At 62.0% G+C, this 24,251-nt stretch carries 22 protein-coding genes; 13 read left to right on the top strand and 9 right to left on the bottom strand.

Annotation, left to right across the window (positions count from 1 at the left end; all coding sequences use genetic code 11):
- Positions 1 to 162: 162 nt before the first annotated feature.
- Together hemF and aroE are read left to right on the top strand one after the other, a co-directional pair.
- Positions 163 to 1,077 carry an oxygen-dependent coproporphyrinogen oxidase gene (gene hemF, locus IB266_RS16795; RefSeq protein ID WP_192261837.1) on the top strand — a complete coding sequence of 305 codons (915 nt, stop codon included), beginning with the start codon at positions 163 to 165 and terminating at the stop codon, positions 1,075 to 1,077.
- Between the two features lie 13 nt (positions 1,078 to 1,090).
- Positions 1,091 to 1,912 carry a shikimate dehydrogenase gene (gene aroE / locus IB266_RS16790; protein ID WP_192261836.1) on the top strand — a complete coding sequence of 274 codons (822 nt, stop codon included), beginning with the start codon at positions 1,091 to 1,093 and terminating at the stop codon, positions 1,910 to 1,912.
- Positions 1,913 to 2,032: 120 nt separating this feature from the next.
- Here aroE and IB266_RS16785 read toward each other — a convergent pair whose 3' ends face one another.
- The 3 genes from IB266_RS16785 to betC all read right to left on the bottom strand — a co-directional run bounded on the left by IB266_RS16785 (position 2,033) and on the right by betC (position 6,261).
- A complete protein-coding gene (locus IB266_RS16785; RefSeq protein ID WP_192261835.1) occupies positions 2,033 to 3,601 on the bottom strand; it encodes a SulP family inorganic anion transporter in 1,569 nt (522 codons plus the stop codon).
- Between the two features lie 208 nt (positions 3,602 to 3,809).
- A complete protein-coding gene (gene choX, locus IB266_RS16780; RefSeq protein WP_192261834.1) occupies positions 3,810 to 4,730 on the bottom strand; it encodes a choline ABC transporter substrate-binding protein in 921 nt (306 codons plus the stop codon).
- Between the two features lie 16 nt (positions 4,731 to 4,746).
- Positions 4,747 to 6,261: a choline-sulfatase gene (gene betC, locus IB266_RS16775; RefSeq protein ID WP_192261833.1), complete on the bottom strand. Its 1,515-nt coding sequence runs from the start codon at positions 6,259 to 6,261 to the stop codon at positions 4,747 to 4,749.
- Positions 6,262 to 6,375: 114 nt separating this feature from the next.
- On the opposite strand from betC, the gene IB266_RS16770 reads away from it, so the two are divergent.
- The gene (locus tag IB266_RS16770) at positions 6,376 to 7,326 is read left to right on the top strand and encodes a choline sulfate utilization transcriptional regulator (RefSeq protein ID WP_192261832.1); all 951 of its coding nucleotides are present in this window, start codon (positions 6,376 to 6,378) and stop codon (positions 7,324 to 7,326) included.
- Positions 7,327 to 7,410: 84 nt separating this feature from the next.
- Here IB266_RS16770 and IB266_RS16765 read toward each other — a convergent pair whose 3' ends face one another.
- The gene (locus IB266_RS16765) at positions 7,411 to 8,070 is read right to left on the bottom strand and encodes an NAD(P)-dependent oxidoreductase (RefSeq protein ID WP_192261831.1); all 660 of its coding nucleotides are present in this window, start codon (positions 8,068 to 8,070) and stop codon (positions 7,411 to 7,413) included.
- 84 nt (positions 8,071 to 8,154) lie between these two features.
- Between IB266_RS16765 and IB266_RS16760 the strand changes: the two genes are divergently transcribed.
- The 10 genes from IB266_RS16760 (at position 8,155) to IB266_RS16715 (ending at position 19,470) form a co-directional block, all read left to right on the top strand.
- Positions 8,155 to 8,493: a DOPA 4,5-dioxygenase family protein gene (locus tag IB266_RS16760; protein ID WP_060739861.1), complete on the top strand. Its 339-nt coding sequence runs from the start codon at positions 8,155 to 8,157 to the stop codon at positions 8,491 to 8,493.
- Positions 8,494 to 8,907: 414 nt separating this feature from the next.
- Positions 8,908 to 10,215: a CitMHS family transporter gene (locus IB266_RS16755; RefSeq protein ID WP_060739862.1), complete on the top strand. Its 1,308-nt coding sequence runs from the start codon at positions 8,908 to 8,910 to the stop codon at positions 10,213 to 10,215.
- Positions 10,216 to 10,290: 75 nt separating this feature from the next.
- Positions 10,291 to 11,058 carry a TerC family protein gene (locus IB266_RS16750; RefSeq protein ID WP_060739863.1) on the top strand — a complete coding sequence of 256 codons (768 nt, stop codon included), beginning with the start codon at positions 10,291 to 10,293 and terminating at the stop codon, positions 11,056 to 11,058.
- Positions 11,059 to 11,383: 325 nt separating this feature from the next.
- Positions 11,384 to 13,042, top strand: coding sequence for a Na/Pi cotransporter family protein (locus IB266_RS16745; protein ID WP_192261830.1), 1,659 nt, complete (start codon positions 11,384 to 11,386; stop codon positions 13,040 to 13,042).
- Positions 13,043 to 13,243: 201 nt separating this feature from the next.
- A complete protein-coding gene (locus IB266_RS16740) occupies positions 13,244 to 14,635 on the top strand; it encodes a M16 family metallopeptidase (protein WP_192261829.1) in 1,392 nt (463 codons plus the stop codon).
- A 239-nt stretch (positions 14,636 to 14,874) separates the two neighbouring features.
- A complete protein-coding gene (locus IB266_RS16735) occupies positions 14,875 to 15,900 on the top strand; it encodes a DUF5924 family protein (protein ID WP_192261828.1) in 1,026 nt (341 codons plus the stop codon).
- Positions 15,901 to 15,952: 52 nt separating this feature from the next.
- Positions 15,953 to 17,101: an ABC transporter permease gene (locus tag IB266_RS16730; protein ID WP_192261827.1), complete on the top strand. Its 1,149-nt coding sequence runs from the start codon at positions 15,953 to 15,955 to the stop codon at positions 17,099 to 17,101.
- Complete coding sequence (locus tag IB266_RS16725; RefSeq protein ID WP_060739868.1) at positions 17,098 to 17,901, top strand: ABC transporter ATP-binding protein; 804 nt, start codon at positions 17,098 to 17,100, stop codon at positions 17,899 to 17,901. The genes IB266_RS16730 and IB266_RS16725 overlap by 4 nt, the downstream gene beginning before the upstream one ends.
- 1 nt (position 17,902) lies before the next feature.
- Complete coding sequence (locus IB266_RS16720; RefSeq protein WP_192261826.1) at positions 17,903 to 18,841, top strand: MlaD family protein; 939 nt, start codon at positions 17,903 to 17,905, stop codon at positions 18,839 to 18,841.
- Positions 18,838 to 19,470 (top strand): ABC-type transport auxiliary lipoprotein family protein, encoded by a 633-nt coding sequence (locus IB266_RS16715; protein WP_192261825.1) that lies wholly within the window; start codon positions 18,838 to 18,840, stop codon positions 19,468 to 19,470. The genes IB266_RS16720 and IB266_RS16715 overlap by 4 nt, the downstream gene beginning before the upstream one ends.
- Before the next feature lie 5 nt (positions 19,471 to 19,475).
- Here IB266_RS16715 and IB266_RS16710 read toward each other — a convergent pair whose 3' ends face one another.
- From IB266_RS16710 to IB266_RS16690, 5 genes are all read right to left on the bottom strand, one after another.
- On the bottom strand, positions 19,476 to 20,705 hold the full coding sequence (locus tag IB266_RS16710) for a nucleoside recognition domain-containing protein (protein WP_192261824.1): 1,230 nt from the start codon (positions 20,703 to 20,705) through the stop codon (positions 19,476 to 19,478).
- A 315-nt stretch (positions 20,706 to 21,020) separates the two neighbouring features.
- Entirely contained in the window at positions 21,021 to 22,352 is a 1,332-nt protein-coding gene (gene gltP / locus IB266_RS16705) for a glutamate/aspartate:proton symporter GltP (protein WP_060739872.1), read from the bottom strand.
- 702 nt (positions 22,353 to 23,054) lie between these two features.
- The gene (locus tag IB266_RS16700; RefSeq protein ID WP_092200082.1) at positions 23,055 to 23,519 is read right to left on the bottom strand and encodes an inhibitor of vertebrate lysozyme family protein; all 465 of its coding nucleotides are present in this window, start codon (positions 23,517 to 23,519) and stop codon (positions 23,055 to 23,057) included.
- Positions 23,520 to 23,521: 2 nt separating this feature from the next.
- Positions 23,522 to 23,686, bottom strand: a complete 165-nt coding sequence (locus tag IB266_RS16695) for a DUF1328 domain-containing protein (protein ID WP_003177151.1) — start codon at positions 23,684 to 23,686, stop codon at positions 23,522 to 23,524.
- An 80-nt stretch (positions 23,687 to 23,766) separates the two neighbouring features.
- Positions 23,767 to 24,051, bottom strand: coding sequence for a hypothetical protein (locus tag IB266_RS16690; protein ID WP_192261823.1), 285 nt, complete (start codon positions 24,049 to 24,051; stop codon positions 23,767 to 23,769).
- Positions 24,052 to 24,251: the final 200 nt, after the last annotated feature.

Below are 24,251 nucleotides of genomic sequence, written 5' to 3'. Positions count from 1 at the left end.
TTCACTTTCTCCTTGTCGCAGACTTTTTACCAAGCCTGCTATCGGACTCCTAAGCTTGACCGTCGTCAACTGTGGCGTGGGCAAGTGCGGTGGTATCCTGTGCGCCCATTTGCCACCGGCCCGCTATACGCCGCGTAGCGTAGCCCTGATCAAGGTGACGTCATGTCCACTCGTACCGAGGCCGTGAAAGCCTATCTGCTCGACCTGCAAGACCGCATCTGCGCCACCCTGGAAGCCGAGGACGGCGGCACGCGCTTCGTCGAAGATGCCTGGGCCCGGCCCGCCGGGGGTGGCGGTCGCACGCGGGTGATCGAAAACGGCACGGTGATCGAAAAGGGCGGTGTCAACTTTTCCCACGTCTTCGGCAGCGGTCTGCCACCCTCGGCCAGCGCCCATCGGCCGGAACTGGCCGGGCGCGGCTTCGAAGCCTTGGGCGTGTCGCTGGTGATCCACCCGCACAACCCCCACGTACCGACCTCCCACGCCAATGTGCGTTTCTTCATCGCCGAAAAGGAAGGCGAAGAGCCGGTCTGGTGGTTTGGCGGTGGCTTCGACCTGACCCCTTACTACGGCGTAGAAGAGGACTGCGTGCATTGGCACCGCGTCGCCGAACAAGCCTGCGCGCCGTTCGGCCCCGAGGTGTATCCGCGCTACAAGGCCTGGTGCGACAGCTACTTCCACCTCAAGCATCGCAACGAGCCCCGGGGCATCGGCGGCCTGTTTTTCGACGACCTGAACGAGTGGGGTTTCGACACCTGCTTCGCCTTCATTCGCGCCATCGGCGACGCCTATATCGATGCCTACCTGCCCATCGTGCGTCGCCGCAAGCATGACGCGTTCACCGCCAAGCAACGGGAATTCCAGGAATTTCGCCGTGGGCGTTACGTGGAATTCAACCTGGTATACGACCGCGGCACCCTGTTCGGGCTGCAATCGGGCGGACGTACCGAATCGATCCTGATGTCCCTGCCGCCGCAAGTGCGCTGGGGCTACGACTGGAAAGCCGAGCCGGACAGCGAAGAGGCGCGGCTGACCGAGTACTTCCTGCAGGATCGCGATTGGCTGGCGAAGGCCTGAACGGGGATATTCCATGGATCGCTACGTTGTAATGGGTAACCCGATCGGCCACAGCAAGTCGCCGTTGATCCATCGCTTGTTTGCCGAGCAGACCGGGCAAACCCTGGACTACAGCACGCTGCTGGCACCGCTGGAGGATTTCTCCGGTTGCGCCCGGGCATTTTTCCGCGAGGGCCGTGGGGCGAACGTCACGGTGCCGTTCAAGGAAGACGCCTTCCGCCTGGCCGACACCCTGACCGAGCGGGCCCAGCGGGCCGGGGCGGTCAATACGTTGAGCAAACTGGCCGACGGCCGCCTGTTGGGTGACAACACCGACGGTGCCGGGCTGGTCCGGGACCTGACCGTCAACGCCGGCTTCAGCCTCCAGGGCAAACGTATCCTGTTGCTAGGGGCCGGCGGTGCGGTGCGCGGCGCCCTCGAACCGCTGCTGGCCGAAGCGCCGGCCTCGGTGATCATCGCCAACCGCACGGTGGAAAAAGCCGAACTGCTGGCCAAGTCGTTCGCTGACCTGGGCCCGGTCTCGGCCAGCGGTTTCGACTGGCTTCAAGAACCGGTGGACCTGATCATCAACGCCACCTCCGCGAGCCTGTCGGGGGATGTGCCGCCGATTGCCGCCAGCTTGATCGAGCCCGGCAAGACGGTCTGCTACGACATGATGTATGGCAAGGAGCCGACCTCATTCTGCCGTTGGGCCAGCGAACACGGTGCGGCGGTGGCAATGGATGGCCTGGGCATGTTGGCCGAGCAGGCGGGCGAAGCGTTCTACCTGTGGCGCGGGGTACGCCCGGACACCGCGCCGGTGCTGGCCGAGTTGCGCCGCCAATTGGCGCTGTAGGAGCTGCATAGGAGGTAGGAGCTGTCGAGTGCAACGAGGCTGCGATCTTGCCCCAGGCAATTGAGTCGCAAGTGAAAGAAGATCGCAGCCTTCGGCAGCTCCTACAGGGGTTGAATCAGTTCAATCCTCAAAATGGATCGGGCAATGCTCCGGTCCCTCCAGCTTCAACAACTCCTCCACCACCTGGGGCCGGGCCTTGCGCAAGGTCAGGCTACGCCCCTGGCTGCGCAGGCGCCGGGCTTCCTGGTGGAGCATTTCCACCCCGGAATAATCGATGAAGTTGATCTGCTGGGCATCGATGACCACCCGCTGCGCCTGCAACCGTTGCAGGCGTACTTGCAGGTAATGGCTGGCGCCGAAAAAGATCGAGCCACCCACCCGCAGGATCTCCGCCTCCCCCTCGCGAAAGTGCTGCACCCGCGGCTGTGAGGTGCGCTTGAGGTAGAAAAACAGCGAAGCCAGTACGCCGGCGTAAATAGCGGTTTGCAGTTCCAGCAGCAACGTGGCCAGGCAGGTCAGGCTCATCACCATGAATTCGGCGCGGCTCACGCGGTACAACGCTCGGATACCACGGTGGTCCACCAGCCCCCAGGCGATCAGCAGGATGCTGCCGGCCATGGCCGGAATCGGGATGTGCGCGATCAGTTTCGCCCCGGCGACCGCAAACAATGCCACCCACAAGGCCGAGAACACCCCGGCCAGGGGCGAGCAGGCGCCGGCTTCATAGCTGAGGCCGGAACGGGTGAAGGAACCGGCCGACAAGGATCCGGAGAAAAATCCGCCAACGAGGTTGGAAAGCCCCTGCGCCCTCACCTCCTGATTCGCATCGAGCAATTGCCCGGAACGTACCGACAACGAACGGGCGATGGACAGGCTGGTGACCAGCCCGAGCATGCCCACCGCGACGGCCCCGGGCAGCAAGCGCAAGATCAGCTCCAGGTCCAGCGGCAGCAGCGTCAGCGGTGGCAGGCGCCCGGCGAAGGCGCTGACCAGCGCCACATGCCCGAACATCGCCGGCCACAGCCAGACCACCAGGCTGCTGATGATTAAAGTTATCAACAGGCTCGGCCAGCGCGGCAGCAAGCGCTTGAGCACCACGCCCAGGAGCAGCGTGCCCAATCCCAGCAGCAATGACGGTTTATCCACAGCCTCGATATGGCTGACCAACATCAGCAGGCCCTTCAATGCCGTGGCTTCATTGGGCAAATCGAGGCCCAGCAGGTTCGGCAACTGCCCCAATGCGATCACCACCGCCGCCCCCAGGGTGAAACCCAGCACCACCGAGTGGGAGACGAAATTCACCAGCGCACCGAAACGCAACAGCCCCAGCAGCCACTGGAAAATCCCCGCCAGGACGGTCAGCAGCAGGATCAAGGTGATGTAGTCCTGGCTGGCGGGCACGGCCAACGGACTGACGGTGGCATACAGGACGATGGAGATCGCCGCCGTGGGGCCGCAGATCAGGTGCCACGACGAACCCCAGAGGCAGGCGATCAGCACCGGCACGATCGCCGCGTACAAGCCATATTCAGGCGGCAAACCGGCAATCAGGGCGTAGGCGATGGACTGCGGCAACGCGAGAATCGCGCCACTCAGACCGACGATCAGGTCACGGCCGACACTGGCGCGGGTCTGCCGGGGCAGCCAGCTCAGGAAGGGGAAGAGTGAACAGCGCGTGGGGATTGCCATGGGGCCTCAAGGATGGGGGAATGGGGCAAGGGTATCAGGACCGGGCACCGTTCTCCCTGTGGCGAGGGGATTTATGTGGGAGCAAAGCTTGCTCGCGAAACAGGCACCTCGGTCTCTGAAAGACCGAGTCGTCTTCATCGCGGGCAAGCCTTGCTCCCACATGGATTTCCTCTCTACAGTGCTCCGCGCCCGCAAAGCAGCGGGGCTGTCAGAGCTTGGCCTTCACCGCCGCCAACGCATCCTTGCCATCCAGGGTCTTCACGCCGTCCAGCCACTTGTCCAGCACCGCCGGGTTGGCCTTGATCCAGGCCTTGGCCGCATCGGCGTTGCTGACTTTGTTGTTCACCACCTCGGCCATGATGCTGTTCTCCATTTCCTGGGTGAAGCTCAGGTTGGTCAACAGCTTGCCAACGTTCGGGCAGGCCTGTGCATAACCCTTGCGGGTCAAGGTGTAGACGCTGCCCGTATCGCCGAAATACTTCTCGCCGCCCTTGAGGTAGTGCATTTTCAACTGCACGTTCATCGGGTGCGGCGTCCAGCCGAGGAAGGTCACGAACTTCTGTTTCTTCACTGCCCGGGAGACTTCCGCCAGCATCGCCTGCTCGCTGGACTCCACCAGTTTCCACTCGCCCATGCCGAAGTCATTGGTCTTGATGATTTCTTTCAGGGAGAGGTTGGCCGGGGCGCCGGAACCGATGCCGTAAATCTTCTTGTCGAACTTGTCGGCGAATTTGTTCAGGTCGGCAAAGTTATGCACACCGGCGTCCCAGACGTAGTCCGGGACCGCCAGGGTGAACTCGGTGCCGTCGAGGTTCTTGGCCAGTTGCGTGACGTCGCCAGTGGCCACGAACTTGTCATAGAAGCCCTGCTGCGCCGGCATCCAGTTACCCAGGAACACATCCACCTGGCCGTCCTTGAGGCCACCGAAGGTGATCGGCACCGCAAGGGTGTCGACCTTGGCCTTGTAGCCCATCCCGCCCAACAGGAAACCGGTGATGGCGTTGGTCGCGGCAATGTCGCTCCAGCCCGGATCGGCCATTTTCACGGTCTCGCAGCTCTGCTCGGCCCAAGCCGAAACACTGCTCAACGCCAACAGTCCAGCGGTGAGTACTGTGGATAACTTTTGCATGTGCGTGCCCCTTACGTTATTGGTTTTGGCAGGGTTGTGGATAACGGGCCTTGCGCTCCAGATCGTCGAGGTCGATGTGGTTACGCATGTACTGCTGGCTGGCGTCCACCAGCGGCTGGTGGTCCCAGCTCTTGAGTTTGCCCAGGGTCAGCGCCTGGGCGACAAAACGGCGGCGGCGCTGGCTGGCGAGCACCTGTTGGTGAATAGCCGGAATATCCCACTTGGCGCGGGCCTCGGCGAGAAAATCGGCGAACAGGGATCGATGCTCGGGAGATTGGCTGAGATCTTCCAGCTCCTTGGGATCGTTGCGTACGTCGAACAGCAGGCACGGGTCATCTTCGCTGTAGATGAATTTCCACGGGCCACGACGGATCATCATCAAGGGGCTGATGGTGCCTTCGGCCATGTATTCACCGAAGACTTCGTCATGCCCGCCCTGCCCTTGCAGATGCGGTACCAACGAACGGCCATCCAGTGGCAAGCCGGGTTCCAGCGTACCGCCGGCCAGTTCCACCAGGGTCGGCAGCAAGTCGGCGGTGGACACCGCCGCCCCCACCCGGCCGCTGGCGAACTGCCCCGGCGCGCTGATGAGCAACGGTACGCGGGCAGCCATTTCAAACCAGTGCATTTTGTACCACAGGCCTTTTTCGCCGAGCATGTCTCCATGATCGCCAGAGAAGACGATGATCGTGTCGTCCAGCAGACCGGTATCTTCCAGGGTTTGCAGCAGCTTGCCGACGTTGCTGTCAATGTAGCTGCACGCGCCGAAATAGGCGCGGCGGGCATCACGAATCTTATCCACAGGCAGTGGCTTGTCCCACAGGTCGTAGACCTTCAGCAGCCGCTGGGAATGTGGATCGAGGTCCGTTTGCGCCGGGGTCTGCGGCAACGGAATGTCGTTGTCGCCATACAAATCCCAGAACGCCTTGGGAATCGTGTACGGGTCGTGTGGGTGGGTCATCGACACGGTGAGGCAGAACGGCTGGTCACCGTCTTCGCGGATGTGGTCGAACAGGTACTGTTGGGCCTTGAACACCACTTCTTCATCGAAATCCAGCTGGTTGGTGCGCACGCAAGGGCCGGCCTGCAACACCGACGACATGTTGTGGTACCAACTCGGCCGCACGTCCGGCTCGTCCCAGTTCACCGACCAGCCGTAGTCGGCCGGGTAAATGTCGCTGGTCAGGCGCTCTTCGTAGCCGTGCAGTTGGTCGGGACCGCAAAAGTGCATCTTGCCGGACAGCGCCGTGCGATAGCCGAGCCGACGCAGGTAATGGGCGTAGGTCGGCACGTCCGCAGGAAAATCCGCCGCGTTGTCGTAGGCGCCGATCTTGCTGGGCAACTGGCCGCTCACCAACGTGAAACGCGACGGCGCGCACAACGGGCTGTTGCAATAGGCGGCGTCGAACACCACGCCCTCGGCGGCCAGGCGCGACAGGTTCGGCAGCTTGATCGGCGAAGGACCGTAGATCGGCAACATTGGCGCGGCCATTTGATCGGCCATGATGAAAAGAATGTTCTTGCGCTTCATGTATTCGCGGCATTCCATAGTAGACAGTTATGCGATATTGCTGCGATCGAGCATGTAGCCCCCGGGTTTTGGGGTAAAGCCCATGCAGGATAATGACTAGGATAAGCACAGCTTATGTATGACGCCTTGGGTGACCTGTCCCTGGAACTGTTCCGTGCCTTTGAAGCCGCGGCCCGCCAACAAAGCTTTACGGCGGCGGCGATTGAGCTGGGCACCACGCAACCGGCCATCAGCCAGCAGATCAAGCGCCTGGAAGAGCAATTGGGTACACGGTTGTTCGACCGGATCTATCGCGGCATCGAGCTGACCGAGGCCGGGACGATCCTGTTCGAACAAGTGCAGGCCGGTTTGCAAAGCATCGATGCCGGGCTGAGCGCGATCACCGCCCAACACCAGCATGAGGTGCTGCAGGTCGCCACGGACTTCGCCTTCGCCGCTTACTGGCTGATGCCGCGCTTGCATCGCTTTCACGCCGCCAACCCCCAGGTGGACGTGAGCCTGGTGACCAGCGAACGCAATCACAACATGTTGCGGACCGATATCGACGTTGCCGTGCTGTTCGGCGACGGTCGCTTCAAACAAGGTGAAAGTCGCTGGCTGTTCAGCGAAGAAGTCTTTCCGGTGTGCAGCCCGCTGCTGCTCAAGGATCGCCCCCTGCCCTTACCCGCCCAGGCCTTGGCGGAATTTCCATTGCTGCACCTGCGCGCGAGCAACAGCAATAGCTGGTTCGACTGGAGCGGCGTATTCCGCGAGCTGGGCATCACGTCGCCGCCAGCCCCCGGGCAATTGCGCTTCGACAACTACACGCTCCTCATCCAGGCGGCGATTGGCGGCCAAGGCGTCGCCATCGGCTGGCGACACCTTGTGGATAACTTATTGGCCCAGGGGCTGCTGTGTCGTCCCATCGCCGAAACAGTGCTGTCGCGGCTGGGGTATTACGTGGTCTTGCCCCAGCGTAAACGACGCGGGGGGTTGATCCGGCTGTTTGTGGACTGGTTGATGGAAGAACAGACCAACAGTGCTGAATCGCTCACGGGGTTGCCGTTGCCTTCAATTGCGGTTTGAGGCCGTGGCGAGCACCATGTTTTTGGGGCTGCTTCGCAGCCCAGCGGGAGCAAGCTCCCTCGCCACGGATGTGGATGTCGACAGCTAGTGGGCGGCGACAAAGCTGACATGCTCGCCCACATGCAGCTTCAGGCGTAGCTCATCGGCGATGCCGACCGCCACGCGGTTGAGCCGCTCCAGGGATTCGGCCAGGCCGGGTTCGAGGCTGGTGCTGACCTGGCTGAAATGCTCGATGCCCAGGCCTGGCGCAGCGTAAGGGGCGTTGACCAAGGTCCATTGCAAGGTGCTGTTCTTGAGGGCGTCGAGCACTTCTTCGGCGGCATGGCGTTGCAAATCGTCGTCGGCCTGCTCTTCGTCGAGCACGGCGAAGTCGCCGATTAGGAACAACCGGGGCACGCTCACCGCTTGCATGCCGGAGATCAGTGCATCCACCGCCAGGACTTGCTCCACCGGGCCGGGAATCAAGGTGCGCTCCACTTGTTCGCTGTTCATCGGCAACCCTGGCGCGTTCAACAGGCACACCACGGCGCTGGCGCCGGCAACGCTTTGCTTGACCCGCTCCGGGTCGAAAAGATCGCCGGTCTTGGTCCGCAGGCCCGGGCGTGGAGCCAGGGCGGTAAGATCGTCGAGAATCGCAATGACCTCATGCTGGCGCCGCAGCATTTCAGCCATCAACGCACTGCCGAGGCTGCTCATGGCACCATAGAGCACCACTTTGATGACCGGGGTTTCAGCGTTTTTCATGGCTGTTTTCCTCTTTAACGCGCATGTAAAGGCTCTGACCCGCGGCAAACGGCGAGGGTTCGGCCTCTTTTCCAAGGAGTACAGATGCAGCGGATCAAGGGCTACCACGCCCACGTGTATTTCGACGCCAGCACCCTCGACCAGGCGCGAGCCCTGTGCGAGGAAGCGGCGCAGTTGTTCCCGCTGAAAATGGGCCGTGTCCATCAACGTCCGGTCGGCCCGCACCCGGACTGGAGCTGTCAGTTGGCGTTCGATCCGCAGTACATCGGCGTGGTCCTGCCGTGGCTGGCGCTGAATCGCAAGGGCCTGGTGATTTTCCTGCACCCGGAGACCGGCGATGACCTGACGGACCACACCGAGCATGCGATCTGGATGGGCGCGGTGCGGCCGTTGAATCTTTCAGCGTTTAAGGCAAGCACCTGATTGCTGTTGTGGCGAGGGAGCTTGCTCCCGCTCGGTCGCGCAGCGGCCGCAAAATCCTGGGGCCGCTTCGCAGCCCAGCGGGAGCAAGCTCCCTCGCCACACAGCAACACAGCAACACAGCAACGCAGCAACGCAGCAACGCAGACCCGCTTGACCAACCATCAGCCATTGCAGCGGCGAAAGCTTGCTGAAAGCTAGCGCGATTAGGATCACCTCACTTCCGGCAAAAGACCGGTCGGCCAAAAGCGAGTTTTCAAGGCTCGTTCGGCCCTTTTAACAACAACAATGGTGATTCTGATGTCCGCTGCTACCCGTCCCGTTGCACCCACTCCATCCGTCCCCCTCGTGCTTTGCATCTCGCGCTGACCTGACCGGTTCGCCTTTCATAGCCGCGCCACGCCTGGAGTATCTCCCATGCTGACTTTCCTTGGCTTCGCCATGGTCATCACGTTCATGTTCCTGATCATGACCAAGCGCCTGTCCGCGCTGATCGCCCTGATCATAATCCCGATCCTGTTCGCCCTGTTCGGTGGCTTCGCGCCGAAAATTGGCCCGATGATGCTCGAAGGCATCACCAAGCTCGCCCCGACCGGGGTGATGCTGATGTTCGCGATTCTGTATTTTGCCCTGATGATCGACTCCGGCCTGTTCGACCCGGCCGTGCGCAAGATCCTCAAGCTGGTCAAGGGCGACCCGTTGAAAGTTTCGGTCGGTACCGCCGTTCTGGCGCTCGTCGTTTCCCTCGATGGTGACGGCGCGACCACTTACATGATCTGCGTGGCCGCGATGCTGCCGCTCTACAGCCGTATCGGCATGAGCCCACGCATCATGGCCGGCCTGATCATCCTCGCCGGTGGCGTGATGAACATGACCCCGTGGGGCGGCCCGACGGCCCGGGCGGCCAGTGCGCTGCATGTGGACCCGTCCGACATCTTCGTGCCGATGATTCCCGCCATGCTGGCCGGCGTCGTGGCGATCCTGGCGATCTCCTACATGTACGGCAAACGCGAGCGCGCACGCCTGGGTGAATTGCACCTGGCGGGCGACGAGATCGACCACAGCGAAATCAGCGTGTCCCAGTTCCCAGACGCCCGTCGTCCGAAGCTGATCTGGTTCAACGGCGCGCTGACCCTGGCCCTGATGTGCACCCTGATCGCTGGCCTGTTGCCGCTGCCGGTGCTGTTCATGGTGGCCTTCAGTATCGCGATGATCGTCAACTACCCGTGCCTGCAACAGCAGAAAGACCGCGTCGCGGCGCACGCCGGCAGTGTGTTGGCGGTAGTCGGGCTGATTTTCGCCGCGGGTATCTTCACCGGCATCCTGTCCGGTACCGGCATGGTCGACGCCATGTCCAAGAGCCTGCTGGCGGTCATTCCGGAGTTCCTCGGTCCTTACCTGGCAGTCATCACTGCGCTGGTGAGCATGCCCTTCACATTCTTCATGTCTAACGATGCATTTTATTACGGGGTGTTACCGGTTTTGGCCGAAGCCGCCAGCCACTACGGCATCACCGCCGTTGAAATGGCCCGTGCCTCCATCGTTGGCCAGCCCGTCCACCTGTTAAGCCCGCTGGTTCCGTCGACCTACCTGCTGGTAGCCTTGGCCGGGATCGAGTTCGGCGATCACCAGCGCTTCACCTTGAAGTGGGCAGTACTGGTTTGCCTGTGCATAATGTTCGCCGCCTTGCTGATGGGGATTTTTCCGCTGTTCAGCACTCTATAAAAGCAACGCTCGCCCTGCCGTGCCGATCTGACAAGAAGGCGCGGCTCGGCCTAACACTCGCTCAAAGGAACTCACATGGAATGGCTGACCAACCCCGAAATCTGGGTTGCCTTCTTTACCTTGACCGCCCTGGAAATCGTCCTGGGCATCGACAACATCATCATGATCTCGATCCTGGTCAGCCGCATGCCCAAGCACATGCAGGCGCGCACCCGGATCTTCGGCCTGGCGCTGGCCATGATCACGCGGATCCTGTTGCTGTTGTCCATCACCTGGGTCATGCGCCTGACGGCGGATTTGTTCGAAGTGTTCGGCCAGGGTATCTCCGGTCGTGACCTGATCCTGTTCTTCGGTGGCCTGTTCCTGCTGTGGAAAAGCTCCCAGGAGATGTACCACGCGCTGGAAGGCGAAGATGAAACCAACGACGAACCTTCGGGCAAGGGCGGCAACTTCATCTACACCATCATCCAGATCGCGATCATCGACATCGTGTTCTCCCTGGACTCGGTCATTACCGCGGTCGGCATGGTCTCCCATGTACCGGTGATGGTTGCCGCCATCGTCGTTGCCGTACTGGTGATGATGCTGGCTTCGGGCACCATCAGCACGTTCATCGACAAACACCCGTCGCTGAAGATGCTGGCGCTGTCGTTCCTGCTGGTGGTGGGTACCGTGCTGATCGCCGAGTCGTTCGACGTGCACGTGCCAAAAGGCTACGTCTACTTCGCCATGGCGTTCTCCCTGGCGGTGGAAGCGGTCAACATCAAGATGCGCACCGCGATCGCACGCAAGCGCAAGCAGCAGGATCCGGTGAAACTGCGCAAGGATGTTCCGGGCCAGTAATGGCATCGGGCATTTGAATGAAGGGGCTCTTTGGAGCCCCTTTTTCATGCCCCGAGAAAGGCCCGGTGCACATAACCCTGTGGGAGCGAGCTTGCTCGCGATAGCGGTCTGTCAGCCAAAGAAGATGTTGAATGTCTGGGCCCCATCGCGAGCAAGTTCGCTCCCACAGGGGCTGCGGGGTATTTTTATGACAGTTTTGTTTCAAACGATTCTTTAGCTGTGCAATGCTGGCGCCCGAACCGTTCGCCAACTACAGCTTAAATACAAGAACGAAGAATGTGGCATCGTCAATTTGTTCCTTTGGGACGCTAACAGGGGGCCTCTCATGCTGACCCTGCTGAATTTGCTCTCCGCCGTGGCCCTGCTGATCTGGGGCACGCATATCGTGCGTACCGGCATCTTGCGGGTCTACGGCTCGAACCTGCGCCATGTCATTGGCCAGAACATGTCCCAGCGCTGGCTGGCGTTTATCGCAGGGATCATGGTCACGGCCATGGTCCAGAGCAGTAACGCCACGGCCATGCTCGTCACCTCGTTCGTCGGCCAGGGCCTGATGGCGTTGACGCCGGCCCTGGCGACCATGTTGGGCGCCGATGTTGGCACCGCGCTGATGGCACGGGTGCTGACCCTCGACCTGTCGTGGCTGTCGCCGCTGCTGATTTTCCTCGGGGTGATTTTTTTCCTTTCGCGCAAACAGACCCGCGTCGGGCAAATGGGCCGGGTCGGCATCGGCCTGGGCCTGATCATCCTGGCCCTGCAATTGATCGTCGAAGCCGCCGCGCCCATCACCCACGCCCAAGGCGTGAAAGTGATCTTCGCCTCACTGACCGGCGACATCCTGCTCGATGCGCTGGTCGGCGCGCTGTTCGCGATGATTTCCTATTCCAGCCTGGCCGCCGTGCTACTGACCGCGACGCTGGCCGGTGCCGCGGTGATCAGCCTGCCGGTGGCCATCGGCCTGGTGATCGGCGCCAATATCGGCAGCGGCGTATTGGCCTTCCTCAGCACCAGCATGCAGAACACCGCCGGACGCCAGGTGGCGCTGGGCAGCCTGCTGTACAAGCTGATCGGGCTGTTGTTGATCATTCCGGTGCTCGATCCGCTGGTGGGCTGGCTCGACAGCCTGGATTTCAGCCCCCAGGAAACGGTGATCGGTTTTCATCTGCTCTACAACACTGTGCGGTGCCTGGTGCTGCTGCCCAGCGTCGGCCCGATGGCCAAGCTCTGTGCCTGGCTGCTGCCGGAACGGCCCGAAACCAACGGCACGGCCAAGCCCCGCCACCTGGACCCCACGGCCCTCGCCACCCCGAGCCTGGCGCTGGCCAACGCGGCCCGTGAAACCCTGCGCATTGGCGACCTGATCGAGAACATGCTCGAAGCCATGCTGGACGTGCTGCGCGGCCAGCAGACCGCGGTGACCCAGGAAGTGCGGCGCATGAGCGATGACGTCGAGGCACTGTGCAGTGCAATCAAGTTGTACATGGCGCAAATGCCCCGTGAAGACCTCAGCGAACAGGACAGCCGCCGCTGGGCGGAGATCATCGAACTGGCGATCAACCTCAAGCTGGCCAGCGACCTGATCGAGCGCATGTTGCGCAAGGTCCAGCAGCAGAAGACCTCCCAGCGCCGCTCCTTTTCCGATGTGGGCCTGGAAGAGTTGGCGGGGCTGCACAGCCACTTGATCGCCAACCTGCGGCTGGGGTTGTCGGTATTCCTCAGCGCCGACCGGGAAAGCGCCCGCCAGTTGCTGCGTGAGAAACGTCGTTTTCGGGCGCAGGAACGGCGTATGGCCCATGCCCATGTCAGCCGCCTGCAACGCAAAGTCGTCCAAAGCCTGGAGACCAGTTCCCTGCACCTGGAGCTGATTGCCGACATGAGGCGCCTCAATTCGCTGTTTTGCGGCAGCGCCTATGTGGTGCTGGAGACGGCCGAGATCGGTGCGCTGGCGGCGGATGAAATTAGCGACATTACCCATTCGCCTTGAACAACTGGCGCATTGGTCAGTCAGTAACAATGTCAGTCAATAACAATGGCTCGGGCCTAAAACCGTTCACCGGCCCGCCTGCTCCCGTTGTCATGAATACCGCATAAATTCGATGGGGGAGCGAGCCAACTCCGGGCGCGATCCGCCGATGACGGCCTGCCCCGGCACCATGGACCCTCACTCAGCCGCCAGGAAGCCCTTATGCGTTGTCTGTTGCTCGCCTTTCTTTTGCTCGGCTCACTGCCCGTGGTTGCCCTGGACCGGTTCCAGGTCGAAGGCTATACGCTGCCCAACGGCATGCAGCTGATGCTCAAGCCCGGCACCGAGCGCGGGCATGTGGCGATCCGGCTGGTGGTCGGCGTGGGCCTGGACGACTTCAGTTGCGCCGACAAGGAACTGCCGCACCTGCTCGAACACCTGCTGTTCAGCGGCGTCGATGACAGTGGTGAAGGCGGCCTGGAAGAGCGCATGCAGGCCTTGGGTGGCGAATGGAATGCCTTCACCAGCAACGCCGACACCACGTTCGTCATCGAGGCGCCGGCGCGCAATCAACGCAAGGTGCTGGACCTGCTGCTGACGCTGTTGACCCGCACCCGTATCGACGAAAAAGCCCTGGAGGCGGCCAAGCGGGTGGTGGAGCGCGAGGACGGTGGTCACTACACCCACCTGCAACGCTGGCTCGATCACCAGGACCTGGGCCACAAGGCCAGCAACCAACTGGCGGTTGAGTTGGGCCTGCGCTGCGCGGAACGGGCCGAGGTCCAGCGCCATACCCTCGCCCGCCTCGAACAAGTGCGCAAGGCCTGGTATGCGCCGAACAACATGACGCTGATCGTGGTCGGGGATCTCGACCGACTGCTGCCCGCCTACCTGGAACGCGCCTTTGGCGAACTCGAGCCGGTGGAGCCCAGTGCCCACGAGGCGCTGCCGCAGATCCGCTACAAGGCAGTGACCAAGCGCAACCTGATCCGTGGCCTGGCCGGCGACAGTGCCAAACTTCACTGGCTGTTCCCGGAACCGGTGCTGGACGAGCAGCATGACGAAACCTTCGACCTGCTCAAGGACTATCTGGATTGGGCACTTTATCGCCAACTGCGCCTGGCCCGCGGCCTGTCCTACGGGCCATGGACCGAGCGCGAAGTGTTCGGCGGCGTCGGCTTCTTCAGCCTGAACGCCGACCTGTCCCGCGAAGACCTGCCCGAGGCCGAACAGGCGCTGGAAGAACTGCGCAAGACCTTGCTCAAGGATGGCCTGGACCCCGCCAGTTTCGTGCGCATCAAACGCGCGGCCATCGCCCATCAGTCCTGGGCGGTTCAAGGTAACAGCGCGCTGGCCGATTACTACTGGGGCGCCTTGGGCGACTATGAAGACGGTCGCTTCGCCAACCCGGCCGTGCGCCTGCAGGAGGTGAGCCTGGAACAGGCCAACGGGGCCCTGCGCGAACTGCTCAAGGACCCGGGTTACCTGCGCATCGAGAAGCCGTTGCTCAGTGACGATGAGCTCGTCTGGGGGCTGGGCGGCTTGCTGGGGTTGTTGCTGCTCGGCTTGGTGACATGGCAGGTACGCCGACGGGCCCGACCGAACGAAGACTGAAAGACCGCATCGCGCCCATCGCGGGCAAGCCTTGCTCCCACAGGTTGGGGGAGTCTTCTGTGGGAGCAAAGCTTGCTCGCGAAAACAGGCCCCTCGATTTCTGAAAGACCGTATCGAGTCCATCATGGGCAAGCCTTGCTCCCACAGAAAACGCCCTCACCACAAGAGTGCTCGTCACATCGATGTCCTGGCGATACTCTGTCAGGGATATTTCCTACGACTTACTGTGAAACTACCGAATGCAAAACCTGACGGTCTATATCCAGCGCATCCTTGAATTGATGAAGCGCTATCCAGGGGTCATTGCGCTCGGTGGTTTCATCTCCGGGGTCGGCAGTTTCATGCTGGTGGACCGCCAGCAGGGCCTGGCCACCTGGATCGCCATCATGATGCTGGTGAGCTGGCTCTGGTTGATGGTCGAGAACAGCATGACCCAGCTGTTCACGCGGATTTTCAAACGGGAGATCCCCCAGCCGCTGTTGCGTTACGCCACGCAGATGATTCACCAGGAAAGCCTGTTTTTCGTCCTGCCGTTTTTCTTCATCACCACCACCTGGAACAGCAGCCAACTGATTTTCACCGGCCTGCTGACGGTCGCGGCGCTGATCTCGATCACCGATCCGCTGTACTACAAATGGCTGGCGCCACGGCGCTGGGCGTTCCTGGCGTTGCACACGCTGACCCTGTTCGCCGCCCTGCTCACCGCGTTGCCGGTCATCCTGCACCTGACCACCGACCAGAGCTTCAAGCTGGCCCTGGGCATTGCCATGCTGCTGTCGTTTCCCAGCCTGGCCTCGATCTTCCCGATCCGCACCGTACGCAACGCCCTGGCCATTTTGTGTATCACCGTCGGGATTGGTGCCGCCGGCTGGGTGCTGCGCTCCTGGGTACCGCCAGCGACATTGTGGATGACCGAGGTGGCGATCAGCACCCAACTGGAAGACCGCACCCCCGGGGCCAGTCTCAAGGAAGTCAGCGCCGCCCAGATCCGCGGCAACGGCCTGTATGCCTACACCGCGATCAACGCACCACGTGGGCTCGACGAGCGGATCTATCACGTCTGGCAGTTCAACGGTAAGGAAGTGGATCGTATCGCCCTGGACATCCATGGCGGGCGCAAGGAAGGCTATCGCGCCTGGACGCACAAACAGAATTTCCCGGACGACCCGACCGGCAAATGGCAGGTGCGGGTGCTGACGGAAAATGGCCAGATGATCGGTGTACTGCGTTTCAACGTGAGCGCCGCTGCACCCGAAGCAAAATGATGGCGATTGTGCTATCAGGTAGCGCTGTTCAAGCCGAACGAGCATGGAGCTTATGACCCCCAGCCCCCACATGGGCAGTGCCCGACTCGACACGTCCGGCTCGCCGGCGCAGCTGTGGATCGGCGGCGACTGGACGCTGGCCCATTACCCACAGCTCAAGCGCCTGGGCGAATCGCTACGTGGCCGGTACGACGAAAACACCCGGATCGACCTCAACGGCCTCGGTGCCCTCGACACCGCCGGGGCCTCGTTACTGGTGGAACTGCTGGGCTCCGAACGGCTGGGCAAGACCACCGAACACCCGGACTGCAGTTTGCCGGCAGCCGAGCGCGCGTTGTTGCAGACGGTGTACTGCTCGCTGACGGATTTCTGCGTACCGGACAAAGAACCGAAAGTCAGCGTCGTGACCCAGTTGCTGACGCGCATCGGTCGCGCCGTGGAGAAGGTCTGGCAGGACACCCTGCAATTGCTCGGTTTTGTCGGCCTGATCCTGGAAACCCTGGCCCGCGGGCTGTTTCACCCGCGGCGCTGGCGCATCACGCCGATGGTCGTGCACATCGAGCAGACCGGCCTGGACGCGGCGCCCATCGTGGCCTTGCTGACGTTCCTGGTGGGCGCGGTGGTGGCCTTTCTCGGGGCGACGGTGCTGGCGGATTTCGGCGCCAGTATCTTTACCGTGGACCTGGTGGCGTTCTCGTTCCTGCGCGAATTCGGCGTGTTGCTGACGGCGATTCTCATGGCGGGCCGCACCGCCAGCGCATTCACCGCGCAGATCGGCTCGATGAAAGCCAACGAAGAAATCGACGCGATCCGCACCCTTGGCCTCGACCCCGTCGAGCTGCTGGTGGTGCCACGGGTGCTGGCCCTGCTGGTGGCGCTGCCCATGCTGACGTTCGTGGCGATGCTCTCGGGCATCATTGGCGGCGGTGTCGTGTGTGCGCTGTCGCTGGGCATTTCCCCGGCCATGTTCCTGTCACTGCTGCAATCGGACATTGGCGTGCAGCACTTCGTGGTGGGGATGGTCAAGGCGCCGATCTTTGCCTTCCTGATCGCTGCCGTGGGCTGCCTGGAAGGCTTCAAGGTCAGCGGCAGCGCCGAATCGGTCGGGGCCCACACCACCTCCAGCGTGGTGCAGTCGATTTTCGTGGTGATTGTGCTGGATGCCGTGGCCGCGCTGTTTTTCATGGAGATGAGCTGGTGAGTCGACCTTCCAGGACGCCCGCCGAGGCGGTGATTCAGGTGCGTGGCCTGTGCAATCGCTTTGGCCGCCAGAGCGTGCATGAAAACCTCGACCTGGACGTCTACAAGGGCGAGATCCTCGCCGTGGTGGGCGGCTCCGGCAGTGGCAAGTCGGTGCTGCTGCGCAGCATCGTCGGCTTGAACCAGCCCAGCGAGGGTTCGGTGCGGGTGTTCGGCCAGGACTTGCCGAGCCTGTCCCAGGAGCAGCGTTCGCGGGTAGAACGGCGCTTTGGCGTGCTGTTCCAGAAAGGCGCGCTGTTTTCGTCCCTGACCGTGACAGAAAACGTCGCCCTGCCCCTGATCGAGCACGCCGGCCTCAGTCGAGCAGATGCCGAACACCTGGCGGCGGTGAAACTCGCCCTGGCCGGGCTGCCGCTCTCGGCCGCGGACAAGTACCCCGCCTCGCTGTCCGGCGGCATGATCAAGCGCGCCGCCCTCGCCCGTGCGCTGGCCCTGGACCCGGACATCCTGTTTCTCGACGAACCCACCGCCGGCCTCGACCCCATCGGCGCGGCGGCGTTCGACCAGTTGATCCTGACGCTGCGCGACGCCCTGGGCCTGAGCGTGTTCCTGGTCACCCATGACCTGGACACCCTCTACACCATCACCGACCGGGTGGCGGTGCTGGCGCAGAAAAAAGTGCTGGTGGCCGATGTCATCGACAAGGTGTCGGAAACCGACGACGCCTGGATTCATGAATACTTTCATGGCCCTCGCGGCCGCGCGGCTTTATCCGCCGCTACACAGTCCAACGAGGTTTGACATGGAAACCCGAGCCCATCATGTGCTGATCGGCCTGTTCACCGTCATTGTGGTGGTCAGCGCCCTGCTGTTCGGCCTCTGGCTAGCCAAGTCCAGCGTGGACAGCGAGTTCAAGGATTACGAAGTGGTGTTCAACGAGGCCGTCAGCGGCTTGTCCAGGGGCAGCTCGGTGGAATACAGCGGCATCAAGGTCGGCGACGTGGTGAACCTGCGCCTGGACCCGAACGACCCGCGCCGGGTGCTGGCGCGGGTGCGCTTGAGCGGTGAGACCCCGATCAAGCAAGACACCCAGGCCAAGCTGGCGCTGACCGGCATCACCGGCACCTCGATCATCCAGCTCAGCGGCGGCACGCCCCAGAGCCCGCCATTGACCGGGCACGACGGCGAACCGCCGGTGATCATCGCCGCGCCCTCGCCGATCGCCCGCCTGTTGAACAACAGCGATGACGTGATGACCAGCATCAACCTGCTGCTGCACAACGCCAATGAGGTGTTTTCCTCGGACAACGTCCAGCGCCTGAGCAATACCCTCGATCATCTGGAGCAAACCACCGGGGTCATCGCCGATCAGCGTGGCGATATTCGCCAGGCCATGCAGCAATTGGCGGCCGTCGGCAAACAGGCCAGTGCCACGCTGGAACAGACCACGGCGTTGATGCGCAATGCCAATGGGCTGCTCAACGACCAGGGCAAACAGGCCTTCGGCAGTGCCGGCCAGGCCATGGACGCTCTGGCCCGCAGCACCGCGACCCTCGACAAACTGTTGAACGACAACCGCGATTCGCTGAACAACGGCATGCAGGGCCTCAATGCCCTGGCGCCAGCCGTGCGCGAGCTGCGGGAAACCCTGAGTGCCCTGCGCGGTATATCCCGACGCCTGGATGCCAACCCCAGCGGCTATTTGCTGGGCAATGACAAGGACAAGGAATTCACGCCATGAAACCGTTCCATCGATTCGTCTGTCCGGGCCTGGTGCTGGCGGGGTTTATCCTGTTGACCGGTTGTTCGATCCTGCCCAAGGCCGAGCCTTCGGACATCTATCGCCTGCCCGCCGCCCAGGCACCGGCCTCCGCGGGCACGCCGGTGAGCTGGTCGTTGCGCCTGGCCAGCCCGCAGGCCAGCGAAGTGCTCAACAGCCCGAAAATCGCGGTCATTCCCCAAGGCAACCTGCTCAGCAGCTACGCCGCCTCGCGCTGGAGCGACCCCACCCCGGTATTGGTGCGCAACCGCTTGCTCGACGGCTTTGCCCAGGACGGGCGGGTCCGGCTGTTGAGTGTCGCTGACAGCAACCTGCAAGCCGACCTGGAGCTGGGCGGGCAATTACAGGCGTTCCAGACCGAGTACCAGGGCAGCGCCGCCAGCGTGGTGGTCCGCCTGGACGCGTTGCTGGTGCGAGGGTTCGACCAGCGCATCCTGGCCAGCCGCCGTTTCGAAGTGCGCCAGCCATTGAACGATGTGAAGGTGCCGGCGGTGGTGGACGGCTTTGGCCGGGCCAGTGACCGGCTGACCGCCGAAGTGGTGAACTGGACGTTGGAGCAGGGCCAGCGTTTCGCAACGCCGGCCCCCTGAAGGCCTCAGCCAAAGAACCAGTAGCAGACCCCGATCGCCGACAGGACGCCCGCCAGTTCGGCCAACAGCGCGCAACCCACGGCGTGGCGCGCCCGCTGGATGCCGACGGCGCCGAAGTACACCGCCAGCACGTAGAACGTGGTCTCGGTGCTGCCCTGGATAGTCGCCGCCACCAGGGCCGGGAAGCTGTCCACGCCGGAGGTCTTCATGGTCTCGATCAGCATCGCCCGGGCGGCGCTGCCGGAGAACGGCTTGACCATGGCCGTCGGCAAGGCATCGACGAACCGCGTATCCCAGCCGGCCCACTCCACCAGGTGGCGAATGCCGTCGAGGCCGAAATCCAGCGCCCCCGACGCCCGCAGCACGCCGACGGCGCAAAGCATCGCCACCAGGTACGGCAACAGGTTCTTGGCAACGTCGAACCCTTCTTTCGCGCCTTCGATGAAGGCCTCGTACACCTTGACCTTGCGCAGCGCGCCCACCACCAAAAACATAATGATCAGGCCAAACAGGGTCAGGTTGCCCAGGATCGATGACAACCCCGCCAGGGCCGTGGCCGAGAGCGTCGCCAGCAACGCCATGAAGCCGCCCAGCGCCAGCGCCCCCGGGATCAGGTAGGCCAGCACCACCGGGTCCCAGAGGCGCAGGCGCTGCATGAATGCCACGGACAACAACCCCATCAGGGTCGAGCCGCTGGTGGCGATCAGGATTGGCAGGAACACCAGGGTCGGGTCCGGCGCGCCTTGCTGGGCGCGGTACATGAAGATGGTCACCGGCAGCAGCGTCAGCGACGAGGCGTTGAGCACCAGGAACAGAATCTGCGCATTGCTGGCAATCGTCGCGCTGGGGTTGAGGTCTTGCAGGGCACGCATGGCCTTGAGGCCGATGGGGGTGGCCGCGTTGTCCAGTCCCAGGCCGTTGGCGGCGAAGTTGAGGGTGATCAGGCCGATCGCCGGATGGCCGGCGGGCACTTCCGGCATCAAGCGCAAGAACAGCGGGCCGAGGGCCTTGGCCAGCCAGTCGACGATGCCGGCCTTTTCGGCGATGCGCAGGAAGCCCAGCCAGAGGGTCAGGGTGCCGAACAGCAGGACCATGACCTCCACCGACAGCTTGGCCATGGCGAAAATACTTTCCACCATGGCCGCGAAGATCCCGGCGTTGCCACCGATCAGCCACTGCGCCAGCGCCGACACGGCTGCCACGATAAAGAAGCCAAGCCACAGGCCATTGAGCATCGGTTAAATCCCCCGGAAGATGCGGCGAATGATAGCGGGGCTGGCAGAAACGACAAACCCCGGATTTCTCCGGGGTTTGCTTGGCACTGCGCAGGGACTGACAGAAGTCCTATGGCAGATCCTGTGGGAGCCGGGGTTGTTCAGAATCTTTACGCCTGACAAAAATTCCTGTGGGAGCCGAGCTTGCTCGCGATAGCGTCGGATCAGTCAGCATTGATGTTGGCTGACACACCGCAATCGCGAGCAAGCTCGGCTCCCACAATGGCCGGGGTTGTTCAGGCACTTGGCTGCTGGCCCAAACTCCCACAATGGATCTCAATGGCTGGAAGGTTCCCCCGCCGGCAGCGGCTCCTTGCTGCGCCAGTGCGGCAGGGAGTTCCAGTAGCGCTGGCCCTTGGCATCGTCGTACATGCCTTCCCAACGGGCGATGACCAGCACGGCCAGGGCGTTGCCGATGACGTTCAGCGCGGTACGGGCCATGTCCATGATGCGGTCGACACCGGCGATGAAGGCCAGGCCTTCCAGGGGAATGCCCACGCTGCCCAGGGTGGCCAGCAGCACCACGAACGACACGCCCGGTACGCCGGCGATGCCTTTGGAGGTGACCATCAGGGTCAGTACCAGCAGCAATTGCTGGCTGATGGACAGATCGATGCCGTACAACTGGGCGATGAAGATCGCCGCGATGCTCTGGTACAGGGTCGAACCGTCGAGGTTGAACGAATAACCGGTGGGCACCACGAAGCTGCAAATGGCCTTCGGCGCGCCGTAGGCTTCCATCTTCTCGATCACCCGCGGCAGTACGGTTTCGGAGCTGGCGGTGGAGTAAGCCAGCACCAGCTCGTCCTTGAAGATGCGCATCAGCTTGAGCACCGAGAAGCCGAACAGACGGGCGATCAGACCCAGCACCACGAAGGCGAAGAAGGCGATGGCGACATAAACCAGGATCACCAGTTTCGCCAGCGGCAGCAGGGATGCGAAGCCGAAGTTGGCGACCGTCACCGCGATCAGGGCGAACACACCGATTGGCGCGTATTGCATGATCATGTGGGTGACCTTGAACATGCTTTCCGACACGCCCTGGAACATCTTCACCAGCGGTTCGCGCAGGTCCGATTGCAGGCTGGACAGACCCAGGCCGAACAATACGGAGAAGAAGATGATCGGCAGCATCTCGCCACGGGCGACCGCTGCGAAGATGTTAGACGGGATCAGGTTGAGAATGGTCTCGATGAACGCATGCTCATGCTGGACTTCAGCGGCGGTGGCCTGGTACTTGGAAATGTCCACCGTGCCCAGGGTGCTCATGTCGATGCCGCTGCCCGGTTGGAAGAAATTGGCCAGCAACAGGCCGACGACGATGGCGATGGTGGTGACGATTTCGAAGTAGAGAATGGTCTTGAGGCCGATACGCCCGAGCTTCTTCGCGTCGCCGACCCCGGCAATGCCGACGATCAGCGAGGAAATCACGATCGGGATCACGATCATCTTGATCAGGCGGATAAAGATGTCGCCCGCCGGTTGCAGCACATTGCTGATCCACCAGGCCTTTTCGGCACTGAAATGGTTGAGCAGCGCGCCCAATGCAATCCCGAGCACCAGACCGATGAGGATCTGCCAGGCGAGGCTTAGTCGTGCCTTCTTCATATCGTTACCCTTACTTCAGTTGGACTCGGGCAGTGGCGCGAGCGGCTCGTCGATGACGAAAAACGTTCGCGCCACTGCCCCCGTATAAGGTCACCCCGAGCGCATTAGCGGCTTACTGGCAGGCGAAAAAAGGCGCAACTATTGCGATGCCAGGGGGGCTCGTCTAATGCCGTAAACGCCTACCCCATGCCGAATCGGCATGAGAATTTCCAAACGAAACCCGCATTACAAGCGGTTCGAATGCGACATTTTTGCAGGCATAAGTGCCGTGAACCGGCCATTTCAGCGTAGCTGGGCTTTTTCTTCCAAGCGTGAGGATTCGATGAAACGGCAACGGGTCGAGACGCGATCCACGAGAGAAATCGTCTCGCTATTCTCCGATATACGGTCAGGGAAAGGGTAATAAATTGGCGAGAGGAGACAAAATGCCGCATCACGGCCTGCTTACGACGCCAGAATCGAGCAACCGCTCTGGCCCACGCAGGGTGCGACACGAAGCTCTACGCAAGTTCGCCAAGCCGTGAGGGCTTTGCGAACTTGCGTCACAGCTTTTTACCTGACCCGGCCCTTTCGCAGGCACCCCTTGTGCCCGTAGGTCACTCCGACGCACATCCGCCAGAACGTCCCAGCCCCTTGGTCATGCACTGGCCCTCCTCGGGCTGTGCAGCAGGAAAAAACAGGGCTGCTTTTTCCATTTCAGAATCAGTACCAGTTCGGATCTTTCTTGAGTTGTTCCATTAACAGTTTTTGCATACCTTCATCGGGATCACCGAGAAAACGGTAGTCGGCATGACGGGTCGGCGACTTGTCGGCCGGCAGTCCGGCAGGGACTTCCACCAACATGGCGTAGGCCTCGTCCTTGTCGAAACTGAAGGCGACGATCAGGCGCTTGCTGCGACACGTGGCCTGGGTTTCACACAGCGGTCCCACCAAGTACTTGTCGCCGTCCTCCTCGACAGCATTCATCTGTTCCGAATCGCCTGACAGGTTCATCACCCATTCGGGCAGGCGTTCTTCTTTTTTGACGACATGCTGCCAAGTCTCACGGTATTGCGGGTCCGCCTCCAGCAACTGGTTGGCGCGCATCTGTCCGTCATTGGCAGCCATTGCCACGGCACTGCCGCCCAACAACAGGGCGGCGGCCAGTCCTTTGAATGAAACGCTCATGGTCAGCCTCGGCCACGACGGCCAAAGAAGAAGGAAGCGATGAACATCACCAGGAACACGACAAAGAGAATCTTGGCGATGCCCGTGGCGGTGCCTGCGATACCACCGAAGCCCAGTACCGCGGCGATGATGGCAATGATCAGGAAAGTAATTGCCCAGCTCAACATGGTGATTCTCCTTACGCTTTTCTATTTAGTGAGGGTCTCGCGGTGATGGTTCCGGCACAGTGGACGACCGGTACATCGGGTTAAAACACCCAGCGCTCTTCACGCGGCATATCGGTCACTGGCTGAGCCTGATCGACATCCATCATGCGCATGGAAGCAGAAGCTTCTGCGGCGCTGACGGCGGTGAAATGGGTTTGTGGGGCACGGTAAATGGACACCTGGGGTGATTCTGGCTGTTGACGTTCGTGCCAAAGCAGCCATTGCTGGCCAATCACGAGCGTGACCAGCAATGCCAGGGCAGCCCATAAGCCCTGCTGGATGTTCAAGGAAGAGAGTCGAAACTGCGCGGCACATTGACGATTCATCCTGAAATTCCTCCCACCCGGGTGTGGTGATCTGGTTGAGGCGCTCTTACGCCACGTTGACCAGAGCATTGCAGCCGGCGTGCCAGGATTTTTTAAGAGTTAAATCCTTTTAAAATCAAACAGTTAATAAATGATTGCGAGGCATGGGGAACGCATCCTGCACGATGGCCCACGCGCACGTCGTGCGTATTGCACGAATG

It is taken from the genome of Pseudomonas sp. Pdm06 (genome assembly GCF_014851795.1).
GTDB lineage: Bacteria > Pseudomonadota > Gammaproteobacteria > Pseudomonadales > Pseudomonadaceae > Aquipseudomonas > Aquipseudomonas fluorescens_AA.
Note: the sequence above shows the minus strand (reverse complement) of the source record. Positions and strands in the feature narration are given on the sequence as shown.